This is a genomic window from Methylobacterium oryzae, from assembly GCF_021398735.1.
Lineage (GTDB): Bacteria > Pseudomonadota > Alphaproteobacteria > Rhizobiales > Beijerinckiaceae > Methylobacterium.
The window spans coordinates 3,197,545-3,223,794 of the sequence record NZ_CP090349.1 but is presented as its reverse complement, the minus strand read 5'-3'; the positions used below and the strand labels follow the sequence as shown (position 1 = coordinate 3,223,794).

General features: G+C 72.0%; 16 protein-coding genes. 10 read left to right on the top strand and 6 right to left on the bottom strand.

What is annotated here, in order from left to right; translation table 11 throughout:
- Positions 1–76: 76 nt before the first annotated feature.
- Both rutB and rutA read right to left on the bottom strand, forming a co-directional pair.
- Complete coding sequence (gene rutB, locus LXM90_RS15370) at positions 77–874, bottom strand: pyrimidine utilization protein B (RefSeq protein WP_419149867.1); 798 nt, start codon at positions 872–874, stop codon at positions 77–79.
- Positions 875–885: 11 nt separating this feature from the next.
- Complete coding sequence (gene rutA / locus LXM90_RS15365; protein ID WP_234083004.1) at positions 886–1,980, bottom strand: pyrimidine utilization protein A; 1,095 nt, start codon at positions 1,978–1,980, stop codon at positions 886–888.
- 409 nt (positions 1,981–2,389) lie between these two features.
- Between rutA and LXM90_RS15360 the strand changes: the two genes are divergently transcribed.
- Positions 2,390–2,803, top strand: a complete 414-nt coding sequence (locus LXM90_RS15360; RefSeq protein ID WP_103985038.1) for a DUF4864 domain-containing protein — start codon at positions 2,390–2,392, stop codon at positions 2,801–2,803.
- Between the two features lie 80 nt (positions 2,804–2,883).
- Here the strand turns inward: LXM90_RS15360 and LXM90_RS15355 are convergent, their stop codons facing one another.
- Positions 2,884–3,213: a hypothetical protein gene (locus LXM90_RS15355; protein WP_103985037.1), complete on the bottom strand. Its 330-nt coding sequence runs from the start codon at positions 3,211–3,213 to the stop codon at positions 2,884–2,886.
- Between the two features lie 221 nt (positions 3,214–3,434).
- Between LXM90_RS15355 and thrC the strand changes: the two genes are divergently transcribed.
- The 7 genes from thrC to LXM90_RS15320 all read left to right on the top strand — a co-directional run bounded on the left by thrC (position 3,435) and on the right by LXM90_RS15320 (position 13,889).
- A complete protein-coding gene (gene thrC, locus LXM90_RS15350) occupies positions 3,435–4,847 on the top strand; it encodes a threonine synthase (protein ID WP_103985036.1) in 1,413 nt (470 codons plus the stop codon).
- Positions 4,848–4,935: 88 nt separating this feature from the next.
- On the top strand, positions 4,936–6,231 hold the full coding sequence (locus LXM90_RS15345) for a M16 family metallopeptidase (RefSeq protein WP_234080759.1): 1,296 nt from the start codon (positions 4,936–4,938) through the stop codon (positions 6,229–6,231).
- A gap of 186 nt (positions 6,232–6,417) precedes the next feature.
- Positions 6,418–9,348 (top strand): EAL domain-containing protein, encoded by a 2,931-nt coding sequence (locus LXM90_RS15340; RefSeq protein ID WP_020093345.1) that lies wholly within the window; start codon positions 6,418–6,420, stop codon positions 9,346–9,348.
- A 122-nt stretch (positions 9,349–9,470) separates the two neighbouring features.
- On the top strand, positions 9,471–9,851 hold the full coding sequence (locus LXM90_RS15335; protein WP_020093344.1) for a hypothetical protein: 381 nt from the start codon (positions 9,471–9,473) through the stop codon (positions 9,849–9,851).
- Between the two features lie 29 nt (positions 9,852–9,880).
- Positions 9,881–10,828 (top strand): hypothetical protein, encoded by a 948-nt coding sequence (locus LXM90_RS15330; RefSeq protein ID WP_020093343.1) that lies wholly within the window; start codon positions 9,881–9,883, stop codon positions 10,826–10,828.
- Between the two features lie 88 nt (positions 10,829–10,916).
- The gene (locus LXM90_RS15325) at positions 10,917–11,981 is read left to right on the top strand and encodes an SGNH/GDSL hydrolase family protein (RefSeq protein ID WP_020093342.1); all 1,065 of its coding nucleotides are present in this window, start codon (positions 10,917–10,919) and stop codon (positions 11,979–11,981) included.
- Between the two features lie 345 nt (positions 11,982–12,326).
- A complete protein-coding gene (locus tag LXM90_RS15320; RefSeq protein WP_020093341.1) occupies positions 12,327–13,889 on the top strand; it encodes a methyl-accepting chemotaxis protein in 1,563 nt (520 codons plus the stop codon).
- 45 nt (positions 13,890–13,934) lie between these two features.
- On the opposite strand, the gene LXM90_RS15315 is transcribed toward LXM90_RS15320, so the two are convergent.
- Positions 13,935–16,472: a glycogen/starch/alpha-glucan phosphorylase gene (locus LXM90_RS15315; protein ID WP_026604955.1), complete on the bottom strand. Its 2,538-nt coding sequence runs from the start codon at positions 16,470–16,472 to the stop codon at positions 13,935–13,937.
- Between the two features lie 404 nt (positions 16,473–16,876).
- Here LXM90_RS15315 and LXM90_RS15310 point away from each other — a divergent pair, with 404 nt between their 5' ends.
- The gene (locus LXM90_RS15310; RefSeq protein WP_020093339.1) at positions 16,877–18,463 is read left to right on the top strand and encodes an alpha-amylase family glycosyl hydrolase; all 1,587 of its coding nucleotides are present in this window, start codon (positions 16,877–16,879) and stop codon (positions 18,461–18,463) included.
- Between the two features lie 350 nt (positions 18,464–18,813).
- Positions 18,814–20,352, top strand: coding sequence for a glycogen synthase GlgA (gene glgA / locus LXM90_RS15305; RefSeq protein ID WP_026604954.1), 1,539 nt, complete (start codon positions 18,814–18,816; stop codon positions 20,350–20,352).
- 233 nt (positions 20,353–20,585) lie between these two features.
- Here glgA and glgB read toward each other — a convergent pair whose 3' ends face one another.
- Both glgB and treS read right to left on the bottom strand, forming a co-directional pair.
- Positions 20,586–22,868, bottom strand: a complete 2,283-nt coding sequence (gene glgB, locus LXM90_RS15300) for a 1,4-alpha-glucan branching protein GlgB (protein WP_020093337.1) — start codon at positions 22,866–22,868, stop codon at positions 20,586–20,588.
- Positions 22,865–26,143 (bottom strand): maltose alpha-D-glucosyltransferase, encoded by a 3,279-nt coding sequence (gene treS, locus LXM90_RS15295; protein ID WP_020093336.1) that lies wholly within the window; start codon positions 26,141–26,143, stop codon positions 22,865–22,867. The genes glgB and treS overlap by 4 nt, the downstream gene beginning before the upstream one ends.
- Positions 26,144–26,250: the final 107 nt, after the last annotated feature.

The following is a 26,250-nucleotide window of genomic DNA, read 5'->3' as shown; positions in this document are numbered from 1 at the left end:
GGGCAGGCCGCGCGGGAGGCCGCGTCGCGGCGGTCTTCGCGCACCCTGCCGGTCACCGGCCGGGCGCGCGATGCACTTATCCGGCCAGATCGCCGCCGGATGTACCGCCGGATGTATCGATCCCGGCGTGTGAGGACGCCCCGAGGGCGGCCTCGAAGGCGGCGACGTCCGAGACCCAGCCGAAGAAGGTCTCGATGTTGGCGAGCGCCGCGCGCTGCAGGCTCTCCGGCCCGGCCTGGTGCGTGGCGTCGGCCAGCACGATCCCGAAATACTCCCGGTGGAACCCGTCCCGCAGCGTCGACTCGACGCAGACGTTGGTGGCGATGCCGGTGAAGACCAGCGTGGTCACGCCCCGGGCCCGTAGGGTGCTGTCGAGGGGCGTGTTGTAGAAGCCGCTGTAGCGCGGCTTGCCCATCACGATGTCGCCGGGCTCCGGCCTCAGGGCGTCCACCAGCGCGTAGTCCCAGGATCCCTTGGCGAGCAGCTGCGCGTTCGCTTCAGGATTCCGCCGCATCGTCTTGAGGGCGTTGGATTTGTGCCAGTTCGGCGAGCCCGGGCCGCCGGCCTCGACATAGGCCGGGTCCCAGCCGTTCTGGAACCACAGGACCGGGATGCCGGCGGATCGCGCCGCCGCCACCGCCCGGGCGATCCGGGCGATCACCGGGCCGGTGCCCGAGACGTCGAAGCCGGCCCGGTCGAGGTAGCCGCCCGGGCTCGCGTAGGCGTTCTGGACGTCCACCACGATGAGGACCGTGGTCGCGGGATCGAGGGCGATCGGCTCCGGGCGGGCCGGCAGGACGACGCCGCCGTGCCGGCCCTGGGCGTCGCGGAATCCGGCGGGGCGATCCATCTGGCAATCCATCGGGCGGTCCATCGGGCGGTCCATCAGGCGACCTCGGGCAGTGCCGCCGCCGTCACGTGCCGGCGCGACCGCATCAGGGGCTGGATCCGGGTCCCGAAATCGTCGAGGCCCTTGAGGAAATCGTCGAAGACGAGCAGCACGCCCTCGACGCCGTCGATGGTCATGACGGCGTCGAGCATTGCGGCCACGCTGGCGTAGCTGCCCACCAGGGTGCCCATGTTGAGGTTCACCGCCGAGGTCGGGTCGGCGAGCTGGCGCACGTTGGTGTCGCTGCCGGACTTGGTGTCGGCCGCGCCCTGGACGCCGAGCCACGCGATCGCCTCGGCATCCGCGCCCGCCCTGTAGTGCGCCCAGGTCGCCATCGCGGCGTCGTCGGTCTCGTCGGCGATGATCATGAACAGGGCGAAGGCGGTCACCCGCCGCCCGGTCCGCGCGCTGGCCTCGGCGAGCGTCTCCACCACGGGCGCGAAGGCGGTCGGCGTGTTGAGCCCCTTGCCCAGACAGAAATTGTAGTCGGCGTACTGGGCCGTGAAGGCCAGTCCGGCGCCGCTCTGACCGGCGCAGATGATCTTCACCGGCGCCTGCGGCCGGGGGCTCAGCCGGCAATCGTTCATCTGGAAGTACGTGCCCTTGCGGTCGCTGGCGCCCGTCTCCCACAGGTCGCGCAGGATCTGGGCGTACTCGGCCAGGTAGTCGTAGCGCCTGGCAAAATAATCGTCGCCCGGCCACAGGCCCATCTGGTCGTATTCCGGCTTCTGCCAGCCGGTGACGAGGTTCAGGCCGAAGCGCCCGTCGGAGATCGAGTCGATGGTCGCGGCCATGCGGGCCACGATGGCGGGCGGCAGGCACAGGGTCGCCGCGGTGGCGAACAGCCGGATCCGGGTGGTGACGGCGGCGAGCCCCGCCATCAGGGTGAAGGATTCGAGGTTGTGGTCCCAGAACTCGGTCTTGCCGCCGAAGCCGCGGAGCTTGATCATCGACAGGGCGAAGTCGAGCCCGTAGCCCTCCGCCTTCAGGGTGATCGCCTTGTTGAGCGCGAAGCTCGGGCGGTACTGCGGGGCATTCTCCGACAACAGCCAGCCGTTGTTGCCGATGGGGATGAACACCCCGACGCTCATGGCCTGTGCCGGACGGGCATCGGCGCTGTCGTCCGCGTGGCTCTGCATCGTCGTCCCGCGCTCCGCCCGGTCGGTTCCCCCCGGAACCGAGTCGGCGCCCGGAGGCTCGCAAAACCGCGGCGGAGGGTCAAACCCGCGGCGCCCGTCGGGCGCGAAAATGCCCATCTTTCCAGCGACTTGCACAACCAGGGCGCGATGCCTGCCCAACCCATGCGCGCTTCCCGTCCGGCCGCGCCTTCCCGCCGGCCCGCGCTTCCGCGCGGCGCGATGATCGGTCACGGTGCGGTGACGGTGCGGCGATCACTGTCGGCAGGGTCACAAACATTGTCGTGGGCGTGGCGAAGACCATCTTCCCGTGACGATGACGGATCTCGGTCCGACCCTGCCGGACCTTGCCGGAGTGACAGCGATGCGCGCGTGGCCCGCCCTGCTCCTCGTCCTCGGCCTCGCGGGGCCGGTGGCAGCCGACGAGGCGGGGCGCGCGGCGGCCCGGGCGGTCATCGCCAAGCAGGAGCAGGCGCTCGGCCGCGACGACGCGCAGACCGCCTATGAGCAGGCCGCGCCGGGGATCCGGGACCTGTTCCCGAATGCCGACCTGTTCATCGGCATGGTCCGGAACCAGTACCGTCCGGTCTACCGCCACCGCAGCTTCGTCTTCGGCGAGGCGCGGGACACGGACCCGGCGGGCGTGGTCCAGTCTGTGGCGATCCAGGACGAGTACGGCGTCGACTGGACGGCCGAGTACAGCCTCGCCCGCGACGCGGACGGGCAGTGGCGCATCACCGGCTGCCGCCTCACCAAGGCGCCCGGCACGCGCGCCTGAGGACGCGCGCAGGAGAGCGCGCAGGAGAGCGCGCCCCCGAGGGGCGCCCGGCGCCGGCACGGCGGGCGCGGAGGCCGAGCTCAGGGCCGGAACGTCCCGAGCTTCTCGAGCATCTGCAGGGTGACGTCGGCGCAGGCCTTGGTCGTGTCGTCGTCGGCGCACTTCACGTCGACCCGCGCGTCGCCGCGCTCCAGCACGATGTGGGCGGCCCGCGACGGCGGAGGCGGAGGCGGAGGCGGCGGGGGGCCGTCCGGGCCGGGACCGCGGCGCGGGTCGCCGGGGGGCGGGGGTGGCGCGCCGCCCTGGGGGCCGGGCCTCGGGCCGCCGGGCGGCGGCGGCGGGGCCTGCGCGAAGGCGACGGTGCCGGACAGCAGTGCCGCGACGCCCGCGAGGGCGATGATTCGGGTCATGTCGGCTCTCTCCGAGACGGGATCCGCCCCGGCGGCTCGGGGGCCGCGGGGCGGTCCGGCTCTAGGACGCGGCCGGGCAACCGGCCCTGAACCGGCCCGTTCAGCCCCGGTTAAACCGCCGGCCCCGCCCCGTGCGCGCCCGGCAGCCAGAGCGGCGGCGCTCGGCTTTCGACAGGTCCGCCGGCATCGTGTAGAGGGGGCGCCTTCCCTCGGAGGACCCCGTGCTCCACGTCTCGACTCGCGGCGCGGCCGCGCCGCTCTCGTTCTCGGACGCGCTCCTGGCGGGCCTCGCCCGCGACGGTGGGCTCTACGTGCCGCAGACCTGGCCGCAGATCGGCCGTTCGGAGATCGCCGCCCTGGCGGGCCGGCCCTACGCGGAGGCCGCCAAAAGGGTGCTGCGCCCGCTGATCGACGGCGACGTCGCCGGGCCGGACCTCGACCGGATGATCGACGCGGCCTACGCGACGTTCCGCCACCCGGCGGTCTGCCCGCTGACCCAGCTCGACGACAACCTGTTCCTGCTGGAGCTCTTCCACGGGCCGACGCTCGCCTTCAAGGACGTGGCGATGCAGCTGCTCGGGCGGCTGATGGACCACGTCCTGGCCGAGCGCGGCGCCCGCGCCACCATCGTGGGCGCGACCTCGGGCGACACGGGCTCCGCCGCCGTGGAGGCCTTCGGCGGCCTCGACCGGGTCGACGTGTTCATCCTCTACCCGCACGGGCGGGTCTCGGAGGTGCAGCGGCGGCAGATGACCTCGGTGCCGGCGCAGAACGTCCACGCGCTGGCCGTCGACGGCACGTTCGACGATTGCCAGAACCTCGTCAAAGCCCTGTTCCAGCACGCCGATTTCGCCGACGCGGTGCGGCTGTCCGGCGTCAACTCGATCAACTGGGCCCGGGTCGCGGCGCAGGCGGTCTACTACTTCACCAGCGCCGTGGCGCTGGGCTCCCCCCACCGCCCGGTCTCCTTCGCGGTGCCGACCGGCAATTTCGGCGACGTGCTCGCCGGCTGGGTCGCCAAGCAGATGGGCCTGCCGGTCGAGCGGCTGATGATCGGCACCAACGCCAACGACATCCTGGTGCGGACCCTGGAGCACGGCGCCTACGAGCTGCGCGGCGTGGTCCCCACCACCTCGCCCTCCATGGACATCCAGATCTCGTCGAACTTCGAGCGGCTGCTGTTCGAGGCGCTGGGGCGCGACGCCGCGTCCCTGTCGCGGCTGATGGCCGGTCTGAAGCAGTCCGGCGGGTTCTCGCTGAGCCCCGAGGTGCTGGCGACGGTGCGGGCGGAGTTCGACGCCGTGGCGGTGCCGGAGCCCGACGTCATGGCGGAGATCGCCCTGACCCAGGCCGCCACCGGCGTGGTGCTCGATCCCCACAGCGCCATCGGCGTCCGGGCCGGGCGGCGGCTCCTGGAGCGGGACCCGGCGACCCCCGTGGTGGCGCTCGCCACCGCGCATCCCGCGAAGTTCCCGGACGCGGTCGCCCGGGCGACCGGCGGCCTGCGCCCCGCCCTGCCCCCGCACCTCGCCGACCTGATGGACCGGCCCGAGCGCCTGACCCGGGTCGCCAACGACCAGGCCGCCCTGGAGGCGCTCATCCGCGAGCGCGCCCGCATCACGAGGGGTGCGTGAGCCCGGCGCGCGTCACGCGACGCGCCCCCTCTCCAGTGCGGGAGCGGGGACCCGCGCCGCATCCGGCCCCCTCCGCGACGAGCCGTCGATGAACCAGCATTTCTCCACCCACGCCGCCTCGCCGTCCCTGCGCACCACGCGGCTTCCGAACGGCGTCACGGTGGTGACCGAGCCGATGCCCGGGGTCGCCACCGCGAGCCTCGGCGTCTGGGTCGGCGCCGGCTCGCGCAACGAGCGCGCCGACGAGGCGGGCCTGTCCCACCTCATCGAGCACATGGCCTTCAAGGGCACCCGCACCCGGTCGGCGCAGAAGATCGCGGAAGAGATCGAGAATGTCGGCGGCGAGATCAACGCCGCCACCTCCACGGAGGGCACCAGCTACACCGCCCGGGTGCTCGGCGAGGATGCCGGCCTCGCCCTCGACGTGATCGGCGACATCCTCACCGACTCGGTGTTCGACGCGGGCGAGCTCGCCCGGGAGAAGGGCGTCATCCTGCAGGAATACGCCGCCGTCGAAGACACGCCGGACGACGTGGTCTACGACGCCTTCACGGAGGCGGCCTTCCCGGACCAGCCGGTCGGCCGGCCGATCCTCGGGCGGCCCGAGACGATCCGGAGCTTCGACGAGGCCGGGATCCGCGCCTATCTCGACCGGGAATACACGCCGGACCGCATCGTCGTGGCCGGCGCCGGGGCCGTGACCCACGAGGCGATCGTGGCGGCGGCCGAGCGCCATTTCGGGACCCTGCCGGCCAAGACCGCCCCCGCCTCGGTGCCGGGAATCTACGGCGGCGGCGAGCGGCGGATGCCGCGCAAGCTCGAGCAGGCCAACGTGGTGATCGGCCTGCCGGGCCTCTCCTTCCGGGACGACCGCTACTACGCGCTCCACATGTTCGCGCAGGTGCTGGGCGGCGGCCTGACCTCGCGGCTCTGGCAGGAGGTGCGCGAGACCCGCGGCCTCGCCTACGAGATCCAGGCCTTCCACTGGCCCTTCTCCGATTGCGGCCTGTTCGGAATCGGCGCCGGCACCGCCGGGGCGGACCTGCCCGAGCTCGTCGACGTGACCCTGGCGGCCACCGCTCGGGCGGCCCGCGACCTCGACGCCACCGAGATCGCCCGCGCCAAGGCGCAGCTGAAGGTCTCGCTGCTCTCGGCCTTGGAGACGCCGGGCGGGCGCATCGAGCGCAACGCCCGCCAGATCCTGGCCTGGGGCCGGGTGATTCCCGCCGGGGAGGTGATCGACAAGGTCGATGCCGTCACGGTCGAGGACGTCCGCGCCGCGGCGGCCGCGATGCTGCGGGGCACGCCGACGCTGGCGGCGATCGGCCCGATCCGCAAGCTGCCCGCCCTCGACAGGATCGCGGGCGCGCTCCGGGGGGCGTAGGGCAGCTTCGGTCGGTCGCCGCGCCACCGTCTTTGCGAGCGGAGACCCCCCGCAACGGCCGGACCCCGCCCCGCCCAACTTGATTTGGCCGCAAAGGGGCGCGATCCGCGGGCGGTGGACCGGCCCCGGGGCGACCTTGCCCCAGGTCAGGTCCGCGCCTATCGATCGAGGCCGCCCGGGCGGCCGATGCCGAAGCTCGCACGGCCGGAAGTCAAGACACCCTTGCGCATCCTCGCCCTCCTCCTGACCCTGGTCGGCGGTCTCGTCGGTGCCCTCGCGCTCACGCTCGCCGCGAGCGCGCCCGCCCAGGCGGTGGAGGCGGTCCGCGTCACCCTCGACGCGCCGGTGATCGACCTGACCACCGCGATCGAGCGCTACCGCTCCGACGGCGACCTGATCCAGATCTCCACGGCGCCCGGCAAGGACGGCATCGTCCGGCGCATCGTCGTGAAGGCGCGCGACGCCGGCGCCCGGCCCGACTGGATCGTGTTCGCGCTCACCAACGACACCGACGAGCAGATCGACCGCATCCTGGTCGCCCCGCATTTCCGGCTGGTCGATTCCGGGGTGATCTGGCCCGATCTCGGCGGCTCGCGCATCGCCGCCATCACGGCGAGCCAGGGCATCCGGCCCGAGCGGGACGAGAACCCGGAGGCCGACCAGTTCACCATCACGCTCGATCCCGGCGCCACCGTCACTTACGTGGCCGAGCTGCGCGGCTCCAACGTCCCCCAGCTGCGCCTCTGGGACCAGGACGCCTACCGCCGCAAGACCGCCGGCCTGACCCTTTACAAGGGCATCATCATCGGGATCAGCGGCCTGCTGGCCCTGTTCCTGACCATCGTGTTCGTGGTCAAGGGCGCGATCATCTTCCCGGCCGCCGCCGCGCTCGCGTGGTCGGTGCTGGCCTATGCCTGCATCGATTTCGGCTTCCTGCAGCGGGTGTTCCCGGTCACCGAGCTCGCCGAGCGGGTCTACCGAGCCTCCGCGGAGGCGGTGCTCGGGGCGACGCTGCTGGTCTTCCTGTTCGCCTATCTCAACCTCGCCCGCTGGCACGTGCGCTACAGCCACGTGGCGTTCTTCTGGCTCGCCTTCCTGGCGGGCCTCGTCGGGCTCGCGGTGTTCGACCCGCCGGTGGCGGCGGGCGTGGCGCGAATCTCGATCGCCGCGGTGGCCGGGATCGGCCTGCTGCTGATCGTCTACCTCGCCGCCCATAACGGCTACGACCGGGCGATCCTGCTGGTGCCGACCTGGCTCCTGCTCGTCGTCTGGGTGACGGCGGCGGGCTTCGCGGTCACCGGCCAGATCGGCAGCGACCTCGTGCAGCCGGCCCTGATCGGCGGCCTCGTGCTGATCGTGATGCTGATCGGCTTCACGGTGCTCCAGCACGCCTTCGCGGGCGGCGGCCTCAGCCACACCCTGGTCTCCGACACGGAGCGGCGGGCGCTGGCGCTGACCGGCGCCGGCGACGTGGTGTTCGATTGGGACGTGCCCGCCGACCGGGTCTTCGTCGGCCCTGAGATCGAGGGCCAGCTCGGCCTCGCCCGCGGCACCCTGGAGGGGCCGGCCACCAACTGGCTGGGCGCGCTCCACCCCTTCGACGTGGAGCGCTACTCGGCCGCCCTCGACACGGTGATCGAGGAGCGGCGCGGCCGCATCGTCCACGATTTCCGCCTGCGCTCGGAGGCCGGCACGTTCTTCTGGTACCGGTTGAAGGCGCGGCCGGTGATCGGCGCCGACGGCGAGGTGATCCGGGTGGTCGGCACCATCGCGGACGTCACCGAGATCAAGACCGCCGAGGAGCGCCTGCTCCACGACGCCGTGCACGACAGCCTGACCGGCCTGCCGAACCGCGAATTGTTCGGCGACCGCCTCGACGCGGCTCTGGCCTTCGCCGGCCAGGACCAGCGCCTCAAGCCCACCGTGATCGTCCTCGACGTCGACCGGTTCAAGGGCATCAACGACGCGATCGGCCTGTCGGCGGGCGACTCGATCCTGCTGACCCTGTCGCGCCGCCTCGGCCGCCTGCTGCGCCCGCAGGACACGCTGGCCCGGGTGGCCGGCGACGAGTTCGCGGTGATCCTCCTCTCCGAGCGCGACCCGGACCGGATCCTGGCCTTCGCCGAGATGATCCGCCGGGCGATCGCCACGCCGATCACCTACGCCGACCGCGAGATCTTCCTGACCGTCTCGATCGGCCTCGCCCTCTACGAGGCCGGCGCCAACCTGAAGCGCGACGAGGTGTTCAAGAGCGCCGAGATCGCCATGATCCAGGCCAAGCGCAACGGCGGCGACCGGATCGAGGTGTTCCGCGCCCATATGCGCACCGACCGCTCGGACCGGCTGATGCTGGAGAGCGACCTGCGCAAGGCGATCGAGCGCAACGAGCTGCGGGTGCTGTTCCTGCCGGTGGTGCGGCTCGAGGACCGCACCGTGGCGGGGTTCGAGACCGTGCTGCGCTGGGACCACCCGAAGCTCGGGCGCATCCCCGCCTCGACCTTCCTGCCGCTCGCCGAGGAGAGCGGCTTCGTGGTCAACCTGGGCATCTTCGCCCTGGAGCGCACCGCCCTGGAGCTCGCGGCGTGGCAGCGCTCCCTGGAGGTCGAGCCGCCGATCTTCGCGGCCTGCAACCTGTCCTCACGCCAGCTCCTGCGCCACGACCTCCTGCACGACGTGAAGACCGTGCTGGCCCGCTCCGGGGCCCTGCCCGGCTCGCTCAAGCTGGAATTCAGCGAGAGCCTCGTGATGGAGAACCCGGAATACGCCGCCCAGATGCTGGCGCGGATCCACGACCTCGGCGCCGGCCTGTGCCTGTCGGATTTCGGCACCGGCTACTCGGCCCTCTCCTATCTCCAGCGCTTCCCGTTCGACACGATCAAGGTCGACGCGACCTTCGTGCGCCAGATCGGCACCGGGCAGACCGCGATCCTGCGCTCCATCGTGCGCATGGCGAGCGAGCTGAACCTCGCCATCGTGGCGGAGGGCTGCGAGTCCGAGGCCGACGCCCAGGCGCTCGCCGGTCTCGGCTGCGAGTACGCCCTCGGCCCGGCCTTCGGCGAGCCGATGACCATGCTGCAGGCCCGCCAGATCGTCGGGGCCGCCCCGGAAGCGGCCTGAGGGCTGCTCCCAGGACCCGATCCGGCGAAAGTTGCGGATCGGTTTAAGTCCGCCTTAACCATGTCCGATCAAGCTCCTGTTGATAGGCGGGCCTTCCAGCGCCCGCGATGGGGATGGGTCGGATGGCCGAGGCGGCACGGCGTTACCAGCAGGCGGGCGGCTCGGACCTCGTGCGTCGCCTGATGGCCCGGCCGGTCCGGCTGGAGCAGCAGGTCCGGACCCGGATGCCCCTCCGCGACCCGCGCCGCGTCGACGCGTTCGCCGACGCCTATGCCGACGAGGCCGCGGACGACGCGGAGGCGCTGGCCGAGGCCGACGCGATCGTCCGCCTCGAGACCGAGTTGCAGGTGATGAAGGCGGTGCTCCGGGCCCAGCGGCAGGAGGTCGAGTCGCTGCGGGCGCAGCGCCAGCTCCTGACCGAATCGGCCCCGACCGACGATGTCCGCGCGACCCGCGAGCGCTGGGCGGCCCTGGTCGACTCGCTCCTGATCCGCGCCCGCTGATCCGTCACCAGGGCATGCGGGGGAGAGCCATGGGGGCGCGCTGCTCGCTCGTCGTCAACGGTCGGTCGGTCCGCGTCTCGACCGGCGACACGCCGCTGGAGGCGGCGCTGGCCGAGGGCATGATCGCGCCGCTGCAGGCGCAGTCCGGCAACCTGCTCGCCGGCCAGGGGATCGCTCAGGGGATCGCACAGGGCAGCGCGGCGCCGTCCGGCCGCCGCCATCCGGCCCGCCGGGCCCGGGCCGAGGCCCTGCGCCCGGCCCTCCCCGGCGCCCCGATCCAGGGCCAGGAGGAGGCGCCGCCGCCGCCCGTCGCCGTTCGCAAGGGCACGGTCACGGAGATCCGCCGGCTCAGTCCCGGCATCCTCGAGATCGTCGCGACCCTGACCCGGCGCCCGACCGGCGAGCCCGGCCACCAGGCACTGGTGACCTTCGCGGGGCTGCCGACGCGGACGCTGTCCCCGACCCTGCGGCTCGACGGCACGACCGAGATCAACGACGTGGTGTTCCACGTCGCCCGCGACCCCGAGGGCGATCCCCTCGACGGGCTCCGCCTCGACCAGCCGGTGCGTCTCAAGGGCCCCGTCGGCCGGGGGCAGTACCGCCCCGGGGGCGGCCGGCTCGTGCTGGTGGCGGCCGGCGCCGGCTTCGGCGCGATCTGGGCGATCGCCCGGGCGGCCCGCTACGTCGAGCCCGCCCGCGAGATGGCCCTGGCCGTCGGCGCCCGCGACGCCCTGGACCTCTACATGCGCGAGAGCCTGGACTGGCTGCGCCGCACCGGCGTCGGCCGGATCGTGCTCTGCGCCGATCGCGGCCGCCAGCGGCCGCCGGACGTGCGCTCCGGCCCGCTCAGCGCCCACCTGCCGAGCCTGCGCGCCACCGACGTGGTCCACGTGGCGGGCGACCACTCGACGGTCGGCGCCGTGCAGGTGCTCGCCGCCGCGGTGGGCGCCCGCTGCTACCCGATCGTGATCGACTGACCGGCGTCGCCTCGACGCGGCGGCGCCCGGCTGCTACCGGCGCCGGAGCGGCCGCACGGGGCCGATCCTGAGTCCGATCCGAGCCCCGATGATCCGCGTCCTCTGCCTCGGCTACAGCGTCACGGAGCTGCCGGGCTACGTCGAGCGGGCCAACGCCCTGGCCGAGGCCGAGGGGCGCCCGGTCACCTTCCTCCGCAGCGGCTGGGGCGGCCATTCCCTGCCCTCCATCGCCGCCCTGATCGACGAGATCCTCGACGCGCTCCCCTGCGACCGCGTCCTCCTCGAGCTGTTCACCGGCAACGTCCGCTACTTCGACGGCGCGACGATGCGGGCCTATCTCGACGACATCCTCGCGGCGACCGCCCGGCGGGACCTGCCTGTCGCCTTCCTCAACCTCCACCAGGGCGGCGTCGACTACGCGGCCGAGCCCGTCGCCGGCCTGCTGGCGGAGTACCGCGCCCTCTACGGGATCCCCTATCTCGACATCGCCGCCCCGGTGGCGGCCGCGGGCGCGGGCGACATCACCTACCTGCTGAAGGACGCGACCCACGTCACGCCGGCGGGCGCCGACCTCTACGGCACCCTGGTCTACAGCTTCCTGCGCGCGCCGCCGCCGGGGCGGGCCTATATCGACCGGTTCCGGACCCTGCCGGGCCGGTTCGAGGCCCTGCCGCTGCGCGCCCTCCCCGGCCTGACCTGCGGGTTCGCCCTGCGCCGCAACGGCATCCCGCTGGACTTCCTGGAGATCCCGGAGGGCACGCGCGTCGCCGTTCCCCTGGGGCGCCCCCGCGACGTGATCGGGCTCCTCGTGACCTACGGGCCGCGGGCGGGCACGCTGACGGTCGAGGACCCGGCGACCGGGCGGGCGCGGACCCTCGTCGCCTACGACGCGTTCTCCTACTACACGCGCGCGATGTTCCGCAGCGTGACCCTCCCGGCGGCGCGCGCGCTGACGATCGCGCAGTCGGCGGAGCGCCCGGACATCGCCTTGCGCAAGGGCGCGCCGGATCCGGGCCCGCGGATCGGGCGCGTGTCGCACGTCGTCTGCCGGCGCAGACTCGGCCTCGCCCCGCGCGCCGCGCGCCAGCTTCACCGGCTGCGGCGCGGCCTGCGCCGCGTCGGATTGCGGCTCGGGCTCGTCCGAGGCGCCTGACCCCGGCCCCGTTCGGGCATAGTCATGCAGGCACGAGCGTTTGAATAACGCACCTTTATGGCATTCAATTTCTCGATCTCTATACTTATAAATTTAGTCTCCGTATCGGTTCGTGTCCTCGTGCGGGCGAAGAGTGATCTGATCGATCGTGGCTTCCTGTTCGTGGCGTGTGATAAGCTGTGCCGGTGACGCCGGCGGAGATCGAACGGAATGCGGATCCTGCGCGATGCGAACCTGCATGTAAAAATGTCCGCGCCGCTCTTGTTCATGGTGATCGTGTGCGCCGCCTCTGCCGCGTACTCGCTCAGAGAACTCAGGGCGATCGAGGAGAGAGATAGATTTTTGGTGGATTACTATTTCGCGAGGCTCGAGATCTTCTCACGTGTCCGCGAAAAATTCGTCGATGCGGCCCTCATGAACCGCAACCTCATCATCGGCGAGCCGAAAGGCGACATCCCCCTCTTCCGCAAGCGCTACGACGCCTCCGTCAAGGCCGTGGCCGACGGCATCGAGACGCTGGAACAGGGCTCGCGGCGCGCGGAGATCGCGGCGCTGCAGCGCCAGATCGGCACCGTCGCCCGGGACTATTTCGACCTGCTCGACCGCTCCAACTACCTCGCGCTCCGGAATGACCGGCCGGCGGCGATCCAGGTCGGCGTGGTCGCCAGCCGGGAGGTCCGGGCGCAGTTCGACCGGGCGGCCCAGGCGTACGAGGCGGCGGCGGCGGCCCGCCTCGGCGAGGCGAAGATCGCCACGCAGCAGGGGGCCGACCAGGCCCGGTCGGTCCTGATCGGCGCCACGGTGGCGGGCCTGCTCGTCGCCCTGGGACTCTCCGCGGCCATCGTCGTGGTCGGTGTCACGCGGCCGCTCCACCGCCTTGTCGCCGCGCTGCGGCGCGTGGCGCAGGGCGACGGCGCGGCCACGATCCCGGAGGCGCGGCGCGGCGACGAGATCGGAGCGGTCGGCCGGGCGGTCGAGGCGATCCGGAGCTTGATCATCCGCAACGCCGAGGCGGAAGCCGAGGGCCGGCGGCGCGCGGACGCCGCCGCGGCCGCGGCCCGCAAGGAGGCCACGATGGGCCTCGCCCGGACCTTCGAGGCGGCTGTGGCCAGGATCGTGGACCGGGTCTCGACCGCCGCGGGCGAACTCGAGGGCACCGCCCACCAGATGACCGCGACCGCCCAGGAGACGGCCAGCCAGTCCGGCGCGGTGGCGCTGGCGGCCGAGGCGGCGGCGGTCAACATCGGCACGGTGGCGGCCGCGACCGAGCGGCTCGGCAGCGCCATCCAGGCGATCGGCCGTCAGGCGGGCGGCTCGTCCGCGCTCGCCCAGCAGGCGGTCGGCGAGGCCGACCAGACCGCCGGGCTCGTGGCCGAGCTGCGGCAGGCGGCCTCCGAGATCGGCGAGGTGGTGCGGCTGATCGCGTCCATCGCCGAGCAGACCAACCTGCTGGCCCTCAACGCCACCATCGAGGCGGCGCGGGCCGGCGAGGCCGGCCGCGGCTTCGCGGTCGTGGCGGGCGAGGTGAAGGCCCTGGCCGAGAAGACCGCGCGGGCGACCGACGGGATCGCCGCGCAGATCGGCCGGATCCAGGGCGTGACCGGATCCGCGGTCGGCGCCATCGGCGCGATCATCGACCGGATCCGCGAGATCAACGGGGTGGCGATCGCGATCGCCGCGGCCGTGGAGGAGCAGGGCGCCGCGACCCGGGAGATCGTGCGCACCGTCGCCGAGGCGACGCGGGGCGCCGCGGAGGTCACCGGCACCATCGCCGGGGTGGCCGAGGCCTCCGATCGGACGGGGGTCGCGGCCGACCACGTGCTCACGGCCGCCACCGCCCTGTCCCGTCAGTCCGAGGGGCTCGCGGCGGAGGTGGAGCGGTTCCTGGACGGCGTGCGCGCGGCCTGAGGGCGGGGCAGGCCCGCTCCCGCGCGGGAGCGGGCCGGTGGCGACTCAGCCCAGGCGGACCCGCCAGATCTCCTCGGCGTACTCGCGCATGGCGCGATCGGAGGAGAACCACGCCATGCGGGCGGTGTTGCGGATCGCCTTCGCCCACCAGCCGCGGGGATCGCGCCACGCGGCGTCGATCGACCGCTGCACCCGCCAGTAATCGTCGAAATCGGCGGTGAGCAGGTACTGGTCGCGCCGGCGCAGGTCGTCGGTGAGCGGCCGGAACCGGCCCGGCTCCTCCGGCGAGAACCGTCCCGAGGCGATCATGTCGAGGGCGGCGGCCAGCCGCGGCGAGGCCTGGATCGCCCGGGCCGCGTAGTCCGGCTCGGCCTGCCGGGCGCGGACGCCGTCGGCCTCCAGGCCGAAGATGAAGATGTTGTCCGCCCCGACATGGTCGCGGATCTCGATGTTGGCGCCGTCGAGGGTCCCCACCGTGAGCGCGCCGTTGAGGGCGAACTTCATGTTGCCGGTGCCCGAGGCCTCCATGCCGGCGGTGGAGATCTGCTCGGACAGGTCGGCGGCCGGGATGATCGATTCTGCGAGGCTCACCGAGTAGTTCGGCAGGAACACCACCTTCAGCCGGTCCGCGACCTCGGGATCGTCGTTCACCGCCTTGGCGACGTCGCAGGCGAGCTTGATGATCAGCTTGGCCTGGACGTAGCTCGGCGCCGCCTTGCCGGCGAAGATCTTCACCCGGGGCGTCCAGTCCCGGTGCGGCTCGGCCTTGATCGCCTGGTAGAGCGCCACGGTCTCGACCACGTTGAGGAGCTGGCGCTTGTACTCGTGGATACGCTTGACCTGGATGTCGAACAAAGCGGCCGGATCGACGTCGATGCCGGTGCGCTCGGCGATGATCGCCGCCAGGGCCTCCTTGCGCTCCCGGCGCACGGCCGCGTAGCGCGCCACGAAGGCCGGGTCCTCGGCATGGGCCTCGAGGCCCCGGAGCAACTCGGGATTGTCCAGCACGCCGGCGCCCACCGTCTCCACGGCGAGCCGGGTGAGGCCGGGATTGGCGTTGTGGAACCAGCGGCGGAAGGTGATGCCGTTGGTCTTGTTGACGATTTTGTCCGGATCCAGCGCGTGCAGGTCGGAGAAGACCGTCGAGCGCATCAGGTCGGTGTGCAGGGCCGAGACGCCGTTGACCCGGCGCGCGCCGTGGAAGGCGAGGTGCCCCATCCGGACCCGCCGCCCGTGCGACTCGTCGATCAGCGAGATCGACGCGAGGTAGGCGGCGGCATCCGCCGATCCCTGGCGGCCGTGCTTGGCCTGCTCCTCCAAGTGCATCCAGTTGATCAGGTAGATGATCTGCATGTGGCGCGGCAGCAGCCGCTCCATCAGCTCCACCGGCCAGGTCTCCAGGGCCTCGGGCAGGAGGGTGTGGTTCGTGTAGTGCAGCGTGTGCGTGGTGACGTGCCACGCGTCCTCCCAGGAGAGGCCGTAGACGTCGAGGAGGACGCGCATCAGCTCCGGCACCGCGATGGCCGGGTGCGTGTCGTTGAGCTGGATCGCCGCGTGGTCCGGCAGGGACCGGACGTCGCCGCGCTCGGCCACGTGGCGGGCCACGAGATCCTGGATCGAGGCCGCGGTGAAGAAGTATTCCTGGCGGAGGCGCAGCTCCTGGCCCTCGGCCGAGGAATCGCTCGGGTAGAGCACCCGCGAGATCGCCTCGGCGCGCATCCGCGCCGCGACCGCGCCGACATGGTCGCCGCCGTTGAAGCGGGCGAGGTCGACGGGCTCGCCGGCCTCGGCCTTCCAGAGGCGCAGGCCGTTGACGTGGCGGCCGCGCCAGCCGACCACCGGCACGTCGTGGGCCACCGCCCGCACGGTCTCGGCCGGCTGCCAGTGGCGCCGGATCACGCCCTCCTCCGGCGAGGACAGCGTGACGGTGCCGCCGAAGCCGATCGCGTAGGTCGCCTCGGGCCGGGCGAATTCCCAGGGGTTGCCCTCGGCCAGCCAGGTCTCCGGCGCCTCGCGCTGCCAGCCGTCCTCGAAGGACTGGCGGAACAGGCCGTGGTCGTAGCGGATGCCGTAGCCCATGGCCGGGATGCCGATGCTGGCCATGCTCTCCATGAAGCAGGCGGCGAGCCGCCCGAGGCCGCCATTGCCCAGCGCCGCGTCGGGCTCAGCGTCCTGCACGGCGTCGAGATCGATCCCGAGCTCCCGGAGCGCGCCGCGGGTCGTCTCGGTGAGGCCGAGATTGTTCAGCGCGTCCGACATCAGCCGGCCGATCAGGAATTCCAGCGACAGGTAGTAGACGCGCTTGTTCGGCACGCTCCGCTCGGAGGCCAGCGCGGCGGCCACGATCCGCTCGCGCAGGGCCAGCGCCGTCGCGGCGAACCAGTCGCGCGGGCGGGCGGTCTCGGGCGTGCGGCCGAGCGTGAAGGTGAGCTTGGCGCGGATCGCCTCGCGCAGGTCCACCACCGCGTCGCCGCTGCCGGACAGCACCGGGGCGGTCCAGGCGGCCGGGGCGGGCGCCTCGGTTGCGCGCTCGTCGCGCGAGACATCTTGTGGCACAGGCCGGGTCAGAACATCGTTCAACACGTGCGGGTCCCCCAAAGTCGTCGCCCCGGATTCTAGCGCCGGGGGTATCGTGGGCGGATTATCTCTTTTGATGGATTGCCGCCGCATGAACGGACGGGCGATCCGTGCCCCGAAGCGTCCGACGATGCGGTCGGCTTCCGGCGAAGTCGTGGCAGCGCCGCTCCGGCGGAGCGCACGGGCACGCCGGAGGAGATATGGCAGGGCGGCGTGACATTCCAGGCACAGCCGCGCGGCGTCGCCCTGCACAAGGGGCATGCGCACAGGTTTTGGGGGCCGCAGCCATTCCCTGGGCGACGCCGCGTCGGGGCGTTTCGCGCGCGGCGCGCGCTCTCGGCGCATCCATCGCCGGTCGCCAGCGCGCGGGTCAGCGGTTAAGCGTGGGCCGCCGATGCGAGGGGCGCAGCATGACCGACACCGTCTGGTGGAAGCGCGGGACCGTCTACCAAGTCTATCCGCGCTCCTTTCAGGACACGAACGGCGACGGAGTCGGCGACCTGCCCGGCATCACGGCGCGGCTGGACTACCTCGCATGGCTAGGGGTCGACGCCGTGTGGATCTCGCCGGTCTACCCCTCGCCCATGGCCGATTTCGGCTACGACGTGGCGGATTACTGCGGGATCGACCCGCTGTTCGGCACGCTGGCCGATTTCGACGCCCTCGTGGCCGAGGCCCATCGGCGCCGGCTGAAGGTGATCCTCGACTTCGTGCCGAACCACTCCTCGATCGCGCATCCCTGGTTCTCCGAGAGCCGGTCGTCGCGCGCGAGCCCGAAGCGGGACTGGTACATCTGGCGCGACCCGGCGCCTGGCGGCGGCCCGCCCAACAACTGGCTGTCGAATTTCGGCGGCCCGGCCTGGACGCTGGATGAGACCACCGGCCAGTACTACTACCACGCCTTCCTGGCGGAGCAGCCGGACCTGAACTGGCGCAACCCCGCGGTGCGGGCGGCCATGCACGACGTGCTCCGCTTCTGGCTGGAGCGCGGGGTCGACGGGTTCCGGGTCGACGTGATCTGGCACCTGATGAAGGATGCGGGATTCCGCGACAACCCGGCCAATCCCGACTACGCGCCGGGCTCGCCCGAGATCAACCGCTTCACCCAGGTCTACTCCGCCGACCGGCCCGAGATCTTCGACGTGATCGCCGGGATGCGGGCGGTGCTGCGCCAGTACGGCGAGCGCGTGCTGATCGGCGAGATCTACCTGCCGGTGGAGCGGCTGGTCGCCTATTACGGCCCGGACCTGACCGGGGCCGACCTGCCGTTCAATTTCCAGCTGATCCAGACCCCGTGGCGGGCCGACGCGGTGGCCGACCTCGTGGCGCAGTACGAGGCGGCCCTGCCCGAGGGCGGCTGGCCGAACTGGGTGCTGGGCAACCACGACCAGCCGCGCATCGCCGCGCGGGTCGGGCCGGCGCAGGCCCGCATCGCCGCGATGCTGCTGCTGACCCTTCGGGGCACGCCGACCCTCTACTACGGCGACGAGATCGGCCTCGGCCACGTGCCGATCCCGCCCGACCGCGCCCGGGATCCCTGGGAGCACAACGAGCCCGGGCACGGCCGCGACCCGGAGCGCACGCCGATGCAGTGGGACGACAGTCCCCAGGCCGGCTTCTCCACGGCCGAACCCTGGCTGCCGCTGGCGGCGGATTGGGCCGCCTGCAACGTCGAGAGCCAGCGCTCGGATCCGGGCTCGATGCTCACCCTGCACCGGCGGCTGCTCGCCCTGCGCCGCGACCACGCGGCGCTCGCCGTGGGCGGCTACCGCGAGGTGCCGCTCGGGATCGCCGAGGTGTTCGCCTACGAGCGCTTCGCCGACGGGGACGTCCTGCGCGTGCTCCTGAATTTCGGCGCGGCGTCGCAGGACCTGCCGCTCCCCGAGGGGGCCTGGACCGTGCTGCTCTCGACCCGTCCGGGGCGCGCGGGCGAGCCGGCCGGCCTCACCCTCGCGCTGGAGCCCGCCGAGGGGGTGATTCTGCGCCGCGCCGGGTGACGCGAGGCCGCCCCGGCTCCGGCACCCGTCAGACCGGGGACCGAATCAGGGGCTCAGCGGGCACCGCCGATCGGGCGAAGACGGACGTGCGGGACCCGTCCGGTTACGCCGGGCGCCGTCGTTCCGGGCCGAAGATCTGTATCCAGAAGCCGAAATCCGCCGCGGCGGCGCGATTTCTCGCTGCGATGCCACATAGGTAAGTGACGCTTAATCACCACGGTGGCCTATTTTGTGCGTCGCAACGGAACCGTCGCGGCGAAGGAGCATTGGCCGTGGTTGAGATCGTGACAGCCGTGCCTGCCCGGTCGACTGCCAGACCGGGGCATTCCGCCCGGCCAGGATCAATGCTGATGCTCGATGCGCGCCGTGGTAGTCCCTTCGCCGAGTGGTCGTCCGGCGAGGGGAACGGCGTCGGTCCCGTACCGGTTCCGGCCCGGCCGGCCTCGCTGCGCCGCCGCATCCTCTACGCGACGCCCGAGATGGCGGATTTCGTGAAGACCGGCGGCCTCGGCGAGGTCTCGGCCGCCCTGCCCCGGGCCCTGGTCCCGCACTACGACATCCGCGTCCTGATCCCGGGCTACCGGCAGGTCCGGGCCGCCTTCCCGGAGATCCCGGTCGTCGCCCGCCTCGAGGGCTTCGCGGGCATTCCCGCCTGCGACCTCGGCCTGGTCGAGGCGGCCGACGGCCTGCGGATCTACGTCCTGCTCAGCCCCGACCTCTACGAGCGCGACGGCACGCCCTACGGCGACCAGCACGGCGATTTCGGCGACAACGACCTGCGCTTCGCCCGCCTCAGCCTCGCGGCGGCGGACCTCGCCACCGGCGCCGATCCCGACTGGGCGGCCGACATCCTGCACCTCAACGACTGGCAGGCGGCCCTGGCGCCGGCCTATCTCGCGTGGCGCGGCCGGCGGGTCCCGAGCGTGCTGACCATCCACAACCTCGCCTACCAGGGCCTGTTTCCCCGGGACGCCCTGCCCCGGCTCGGCGTGCCGGACTCGGCCTTCCAGGTCGACGGCGCCGAGTTCTACGGACAGCTCTCCTTCCTAAAGGCCGGCATCTTCTACGCCTCGCAGGTCACCACGGTGAGCGAGACCTACGCCCGGGAGATCCAGACGCCCGAGCTGGGCTGCGGCCTCGACGGGCTGCTGCGCACCCGCGCCGGCCAGGGCCGGCTCGCCGGCATCCTCAACGGCATCGACGAGACCTGGGACCCGACAACCGACCCGCACCTCGCCACGCGGTTCGAGATCGACGACTGGAAGGGCAAGCGCGCCAACACGGAGGCGGTGCGCCAGCAATTCGGCCTCGCGGTCTCCCGCGGGCCGCTCTTCGCCATCGTGTCGCGCCTCGTGCACCAGAAGGGCATCGACCTGAGCCTGCAGGCGGCCGAGACCATCGTGGCCGGGGGCGGCCAGCTCGTGGTGATCGGCCAGGGCGAGGGCCGGTTCGAGCAGGCGCTGCAGGGGTTGGCCAAGCGCCATCCCGACGCGGTCGGCGTGCATGTCGGCTTCGAGGAGGCGCAGGCCCGGCGGATGTTCGCCGGCAGCGACTTCCTGCTGATGCCCTCGCGCTTCGAGCCCTGCGGCCTTGCCCAGATGTACGCGCAGCGCTTCGGCTCCCTGCCGATCGTGCGGCGGACCGGGGGCCTCGCCGACACGGTCGAGGACGGCGTGACGGGCTTCACCTTCGGGGAGGCCTCGGCCGCGTCCTTCGGGGCGGCGGTGCGGCGGGCGCTGGAGGCCTTCGGCCAGAAGAAGCGGCTCAACGCCATGCGGCGGCGGGCCATGGCGGCCCGCTTCGGCTGGGACCAGGCCGCCGACAACTACGCCGGGCTCTACGGCCGGGCCATCGGCAACAGCGTCGGGCTGCGCTGGCGGGCGGCGTAGGGACTTCTCGCGGCCCCTCTCTTCTCTTCTCTTCCGCTCCGCGAGGCGGGTGAGCCCGTTCGGGTCAGATCATCCCTGCCAGCGGGGCGGGCGCTTCCCGGCGCGCCGCCTCGCTGGGCTCCGCAGGCGAGCCCGGACCCGGAGCGGTCATCGGAGGCGGGATCCGGACCCGCTGTCGGCGCGGAACGCGGCGCGCCGGCGGGTCCGGATCCCGGGTTCCGCCGCGCGGCCCCTCACCCCTCCAGCAGGAAGATCATCGTGGCGAGCGGCGGCAGGGTCAGCGACAGGCTCTGACCCTGGCCGTGGCTCGCCTGATCGTCGGTGTGGCGGCCGCCCTGGTTGCCCAGGTTGGACCCACCGTAGACCCCGGCATCCGAGTTGAACGCCTCGCGATAGAAACCTGCCTGCGGCACGCCGATCCGGTAGCCCTCGCGCGGCACCGGCGTGAAGTTCGACACCACGATCGCCACCTCGCCGGGCTTGGCACCCTTGCGGGCCCAGGCGATGACGCTGTTGTCCTGGTCGTCCGCCACCAGCCACTGGAAGCCGGTATGCTCGACGTCGCGGCCGTAGAGGGCCGGGGTCGAGACGTAGAGCCGGTTCAGGTCGCGGATCACGCTCTGGACGCCCTTGTGCAGGGGATCGTCCAGGAGGTGCCAGTCCAGGCTGTTGTCGTGGTTCCACTCCCGCTCCTGGCCGAACTCGCCGCCCATGAACAGCAGCTTCTTGCCGGGATGCCCCCACATGAAGCCGTAATAGGCCCGGAGATTCGCGAATTTCTGCCAGCGGTCGCCCGGCATCTTGCCGAGCAGCGAGCCCTTCCCGTGCACGACCTCGTCGTGGGAGAGCGGCAGGATGAAATTCTCCGAGAAGGCGTAGAGCAGCCCGAAGGTCAGGTTGTGGTGGTGGTAGCGGCGATGGATCGGATCCTCCTGCATGAAATGCAGGGTGTCGTGCATCCAGCCCATGTTCCACTTGAAGCCGAAGCCCAGGCCGCCCGTGTAGGTCGGGTGCGAGACGCCCGGCCAGGAGGTGGATTCCTCCGCCACCGTGATCGTCCCCGGGGCGTGGCTGTAGGTCGCCTCGTTGGTCTTGCGCAGGAAGTCGATGGCGTCGAGGTTCTCGTTGCCGCCGTAGCGGTTCGGGATCCACTCGCCCTGGCGGCGCGAGTAGTCGAGGTAGAGCATCGACGCGACGGCATCCACGCGCAGGCCGTCGAGGTGGTAGTGCTCCAGCCAGAACCGGGCGTTGGCGGCGAGGAAGGTCGCGACCTCGGTCCGCCCGAAATTGTAGATGTAGGTGCCCCAGTCCTGGTGGAAGCCCTGGCGCGGGTCGGCGTGCTCGTAGAGGTGGGTGCCGTCGAACAGGCCGAGCCCGTGGGCGTCGAGCGGGAAGTGGCCCGGCACCCAGTCGAGCAGCACGCCGATGCCGGCCTCGTGGGCCGCGTCCACGAAGGCGGCGAAGTCCTCAGGGCTTCCGAAGCGGCTCGTCGGCGCGAACAGCGAGACCGGCTGGTAGCCCCAGGACCCGTCGAACGGGAACTCGGTGATCGGCAGCATCTCGATATGGGTGAAGCCCAGATCCTTGACGTAGGGGATCAGCCGGTCGCCGAGTTCCTTGTAGGTGAGGTAGCGGTTGCCCTCCTCGGGCACCCGCGCCCAGGAGCCGAGATGGACCTCGTAGACCGAGATCGCCGCGTGGCGCGGGTCCTTGGCGCCGCGGGTGCTCATCCAGCCGGAATCGCGCCAGTCGAAGTCGCTCGACCCGTGGGTGACCGAGGCGGTCTCCGGCGGGTGCTGGGCCGCGAAGGCGACTGGGTCGGCCTTGAGCGGGACCAGGGATCCGTCGGGGCCGCGGATCTCGAACTTGTAGCGCACGCCGGCCTTGAGGCCCGGCACGAACAGCTCCCAGATGCCGCCGTCCTGCCAGAGGCGCATCGGGTGGCGCCGCCCGTCCCAGTCGTTGAAGTCGCCGACGACGCTGACCTTGCGGGCGTTGGGCGCCCAGACGGCGAAGCGGAAGCCGTCGATGCCGTCGAGCTGCCCCGACTGGGCGCCGAGCATCCGGTAGACGAGGTTGGTGCCGACCTCGCGGAGCGCCGCCACGTCGTACTGCTCGATCGAGGAGCCGAAGCCGTAGGGGTCGTAGCGGCGGCGCTTCGTCCCGTCCCAGGACTCGACCTCGATCTCGTAGAGGGGCCGGTGCTCGCCCTCGGCCTTCGCGACCCAGAACCCGTCCGGATGGCGCTTCTCGAAGGGCGCGGTGCGGCCGTCCATCACCAGGGTGGCGGCCCGCGCCTCGGGCAGCACGGCGCGCACCTCCCAGGCCTTCGGCCCGACCCGGTGGGGGCCGAGCACCGCGAAGGGGTCGCCGTGGTTGGCGGCCATCAGCGCGGCGACCGCGTCCGGGTGGACGCTCGGCGGCTGCGTGGCGCCGGCGCCCGGGACATCCGCGGACCGCGCCGTCGCCCCCTCCGGGTCGACCCGCGTTGCGAAGGTCTCGTCGATCGCCGTCATACAGTTGCTCCGGGCTCGTGTCCGTCCGTGTCCAGAATGGTGAGAACCCCACGGGCGGGGATTTCGATCCAGTCCGGCCGGTTGTTGGCCTCGTAGTCGACCTCGTAGAGCGCCTTGGTCAGCAGGCAGAGGCGCAGCAGCCGGGTCCGGCTCTCCGAATCGGTCACCGCCGCCCGGGAGCCCTCGACCGCGGTCTCGTAGCCGGCGAGGAACGCCGCCTCGATCATGCCGCGCCACGCGGTCGCCGCGTCCCGCGCCCGCTCCTCCGAATCGGCGAACCGCGCGGTGATCTCCCGGATCACCGTCTCGGCGCCGTACGCGAAGGAGCGCATCAGCCCGGCGACGTCCCGCAGGGGCATCGACTTGGCCCGGCGCTCGTCGGCCGGGCGCGAGGGCTCGCCCTCGAAGTCGACGATGATCAGGTCGTTCTCGGCGACCAGCACCTGGCCCAGATGGTAGTCGCCGTGGATGCGGGTCTTGTGGGCGCCCCGGACCGGCGCTTCGGTGAGCGCGGCGATCAGCGCCTCGACCTCGCCCCGGCGCTGGCCGAGCTCCGCGCAGGCCGGCTTGCCGGCGTCGAGGCCGCGGTCGGCGAGGCCCTTGAGCGCCCGGAAGGCGCGCTCGGCCTGGTGGCGGGCGTCGCGCGCCAGCACGGCGAGGTCGTCCCCGGTGAACGGCTCGGCCGCGAAGGCCGGGTCGTCGGTCTCGATGGCGAGTGCCGCGTGCAGCTCGGCGGTGCGCCGGCCGAGCAGGTCGGCCCAGGGCCGGTGGGCCTGGAACGCCTCCTCGGGGGTCGCGGCCTCGCTCTCGGGCGTGAGCACCACGGTCTCGAAGTCCCGGCGCAGGCCCTCCAGCATCAGGGTCCAGGCGTCGCCCTGGTTCATCACGAACTTCTGCAGGACCGCCAGGGCGGTCCGGGTGCCGTCCTCGGCGACATGCTCCAGGGTGCCGAGCAGGGCGGGTGTATTCGAGAAACCCGCCTTCTCGGTGAGGAAGCGCCCGACCTCGATCTCGGGATGCAGGCCCGGCTGCAGGCGGCGCAGCAGCTTGAGCATCATCTTCGAGCCGATGGCGATCGAGGTGTTGCTCTGCTCGCCCGAGAGCCGGCGGATGTCGGCCACGTCGACCGTGACGTCCGGGTCGAAGGCCGAGGTGACGGCGAAGACGAGCCGCCCGGTCTCCGTGGGGATCTCGCGGGCCTGCCGCATGTCGTCGATCAGGCAGGCGGCGAAGTCGTTGGAGCCGGCCGCCCCGTAGAGCAGGCCGGTGCGCGGCCCCCGGCGCACCCGCGCCACCGCGAAGGGCATGAGGGTCTCGTCCTCGCGGCCCTCCTCGACGCCCACGGGCACGAAGTATTCCTGGGTCTCGCCGCTGGCGAGCTGCACCTGCAGCCGCGGCAGCAGGAAGCGCGCGCTGCCGTCGACGTCCTTCAGGGCGGCGCAGTCGACGACCTTCGTGGCCTTGATCCGCGAGCCCTTGGCGCCGAACCAGCGCCGGCTCGTCAGGAACGGCGGCACCACGGTGCGCTCGAAGGCGACGCGCTCGCGCCCGCTCATCAGGGTCTCGATCCCGCCGGTGAGCACCAGGGTGAACAGCTCGGGCGGCTCCTGCTGCGGGCCGATCACCCCCGACCGGGCGGCGCTCAAGGAGAACCAGTAGAAGCCGTAGGACGGCAGGGTCAGCAGGTAGGGCAGGTCGCCGATCGGCGGGAACTCGGTGCCGCCGGTCAGCTCGATCGGCACCGCGGTGCGCAGCTCCGACAGGTCGAGCTGCACCGCCTGCGGCGCGCGCGACAGGTTCGCCACGCACAGGATCCGCTCGTCCTCGTGCTCGCGGATCCAGGCGAGCACCTTCCGGTTCGACGGGTACAGGAACTGGATGGTGCCGCGCCCCAACGCGACGCTGTTGTTGCGGATCGCGATCATGCGCCGCGTCCAGTTCAGCAGGCTCGTCTGGGCCTGGGTCTGCGCCTCGACGTTGATCGCGTCGAACCCGTAGATCGGGTCCTGGATCGCCGGCAGGAACAGCTTCTGCGGGTTCGCCCGCGAGAAGCCGCCGTTCCGGTCGGGCGACCACTGCATCGGCGTGCGCACGCCGTCGCGGTCGCCGAGGTAGATGTTGTCGCCCATGCCGACCTCGTCGCCGTAGTAGAGCACCGGCGTGCCGGGCATCGACAGGACGAGGGACTTCATCAGCTCGATCTTGCGCCGGTCGTTCTCGAGGAGCGGCGCGAGGCGTCGGCGGATGCCGAGGTTGATCCGGGCGCGCCGCTCGGCGGCGTAGAACGACCAGAGATAGTCACGCTCCTCGGCCGTGACCATCTCGAGCGTCAGCTCGTCGTGGTTGCGCAGGAAGATCGCCCACTGGCAGCCCTCCGGGATCTCCGGGGTCTGGCGCATGATGTCGGTGATCGGGTGCCGGTCCTCCCGGGCGATCGCCATGTACATCCGCGGCATCAGCGGGAAGTGGAAGGCCATGTGGCACTCGTCGCCGTCGCCGAAATACTGCGCGGTCTCCTCGGGCCACTGGTTGGCCTCGGCGAGCAGCATCCGGTCGGGGTAGCTCGCGTCCAGCGCGGCGCGGATCGCCTTGATGACGTCGTGGGTCTCGGCGAGGTTCTCGCAGTTCGTGCCGTCGCGCTCGATCAGGTAGGGGATCGCGTCGAGCCGCAGGCCGTCGACGCCCATGTCGAGCCAGTAGCGCATCACGTCGATGACCGCTTCCAGCACCTTCGGGTTGTCGAAGTTGAGATCCGGCTGGTGACTGTAGAACCGGTGCCAGAAATACTGCTTGGCGACCGGGTCCCAGGTCCAGTTCGACGCCTCGGTGTCGAGGAAGATGATCCGCGTGTCCTTATACGGCTCGTCGGTGTCCGACCAGACGTAGAAGTCGCGCTCGGGCGAGCCGGGAGGGGCCTCGCGGGCGGCCTGGAACCAAGGGTGCTGGTCCGAGGTGTGGTTGATGACGAGCTCGGTGATGACCCGCAGACCGCGCTCGTGCGCCGCCTCCACGAAGGCCTTGAAGTCCTCCATGGTCCCGTAGGACGGGTTGATGTCCCGGTAATCGGCGATGTCGTAGCCGTCGTCGCGCAGCGGCGAGGGATAGAACGGCATCAGCCAGATCGCCGTCACGCCGAGATCGCGCACGTAGTCGAGGCGCTGGGTCAGGCCCTCGAAATCCCCGATCCCGTCGTTGTTCGAGTCGAAGAACGACTTGACGTGGATCTGGTAGATGATGGCGTCACGGTACCATTGCGGGTCGCTGCGATCGATCATCGCGTCGCTGCCTCATCGGTCGAGTCTGACGGGACCGGCGGGGGACCCGGCCGGGGCGCGGGCGGCGGGCCGCCGCGCGGGTGCGAGGGTCGGCGACGGGAATTCCC

Excerpts from the sequence above, each read along its gene's own strand:
- LXM90_RS15345 (WP_234080759.1), top strand. The coding sequence starts at position 4,936 with ATGAACCAGCATTTCTCCACCCACGCCGCCTCGCCGTCCCTGCGCACC.
- LXM90_RS15325 (WP_020093342.1), top strand. The coding sequence starts at position 10,917 with ATGATCCGCGTCCTCTGCCTCGGCTACAGCGTCACGGAGCTGCCGGGC.
- LXM90_RS15360 (WP_103985038.1), top strand. The coding sequence starts at position 2,390 with ATGCGCGCGTGGCCCGCCCTGCTCCTCGTCCTCGGCCTCGCGGGGCCG.
- rutA (WP_234083004.1), bottom strand. The coding sequence starts at position 1,980 with ATGAGCGTCGGGGTGTTCATCCCCATCGGCAACAACGGCTGGCTGTTG.
- LXM90_RS15330 (WP_020093343.1), top strand. The coding sequence starts at position 9,881 with ATGGGGGCGCGCTGCTCGCTCGTCGTCAACGGTCGGTCGGTCCGCGTC.
- glgA (WP_026604954.1), top strand. The coding sequence starts at position 18,814 with ATGCTCGATGCGCGCCGTGGTAGTCCCTTCGCCGAGTGGTCGTCCGGC.
- LXM90_RS15335 (WP_020093344.1), top strand. The coding sequence starts at position 9,471 with ATGGCCGAGGCGGCACGGCGTTACCAGCAGGCGGGCGGCTCGGACCTC.
- rutB (WP_419149867.1), bottom strand. The coding sequence starts at position 874 with ATGGACCGCCCGATGGATTGCCAGATGGATCGCCCCGCCGGATTCCGC.
- treS (WP_020093336.1), bottom strand. The coding sequence starts at position 26,143 with ATGATCGATCGCAGCGACCCGCAATGGTACCGTGACGCCATCATCTAC.
- LXM90_RS15310 (WP_020093339.1), top strand. The coding sequence starts at position 16,877 with ATGACCGACACCGTCTGGTGGAAGCGCGGGACCGTCTACCAAGTCTAT.
- LXM90_RS15355 (WP_103985037.1), bottom strand. The coding sequence starts at position 3,213 with ATGACCCGAATCATCGCCCTCGCGGGCGTCGCGGCACTGCTGTCCGGC.
- LXM90_RS15340 (WP_020093345.1), top strand. The coding sequence starts at position 6,418 with ATGCCGAAGCTCGCACGGCCGGAAGTCAAGACACCCTTGCGCATCCTC.
- glgB (WP_020093337.1), bottom strand. The coding sequence starts at position 22,868 with ATGACGGCGATCGACGAGACCTTCGCAACGCGGGTCGACCCGGAGGGG.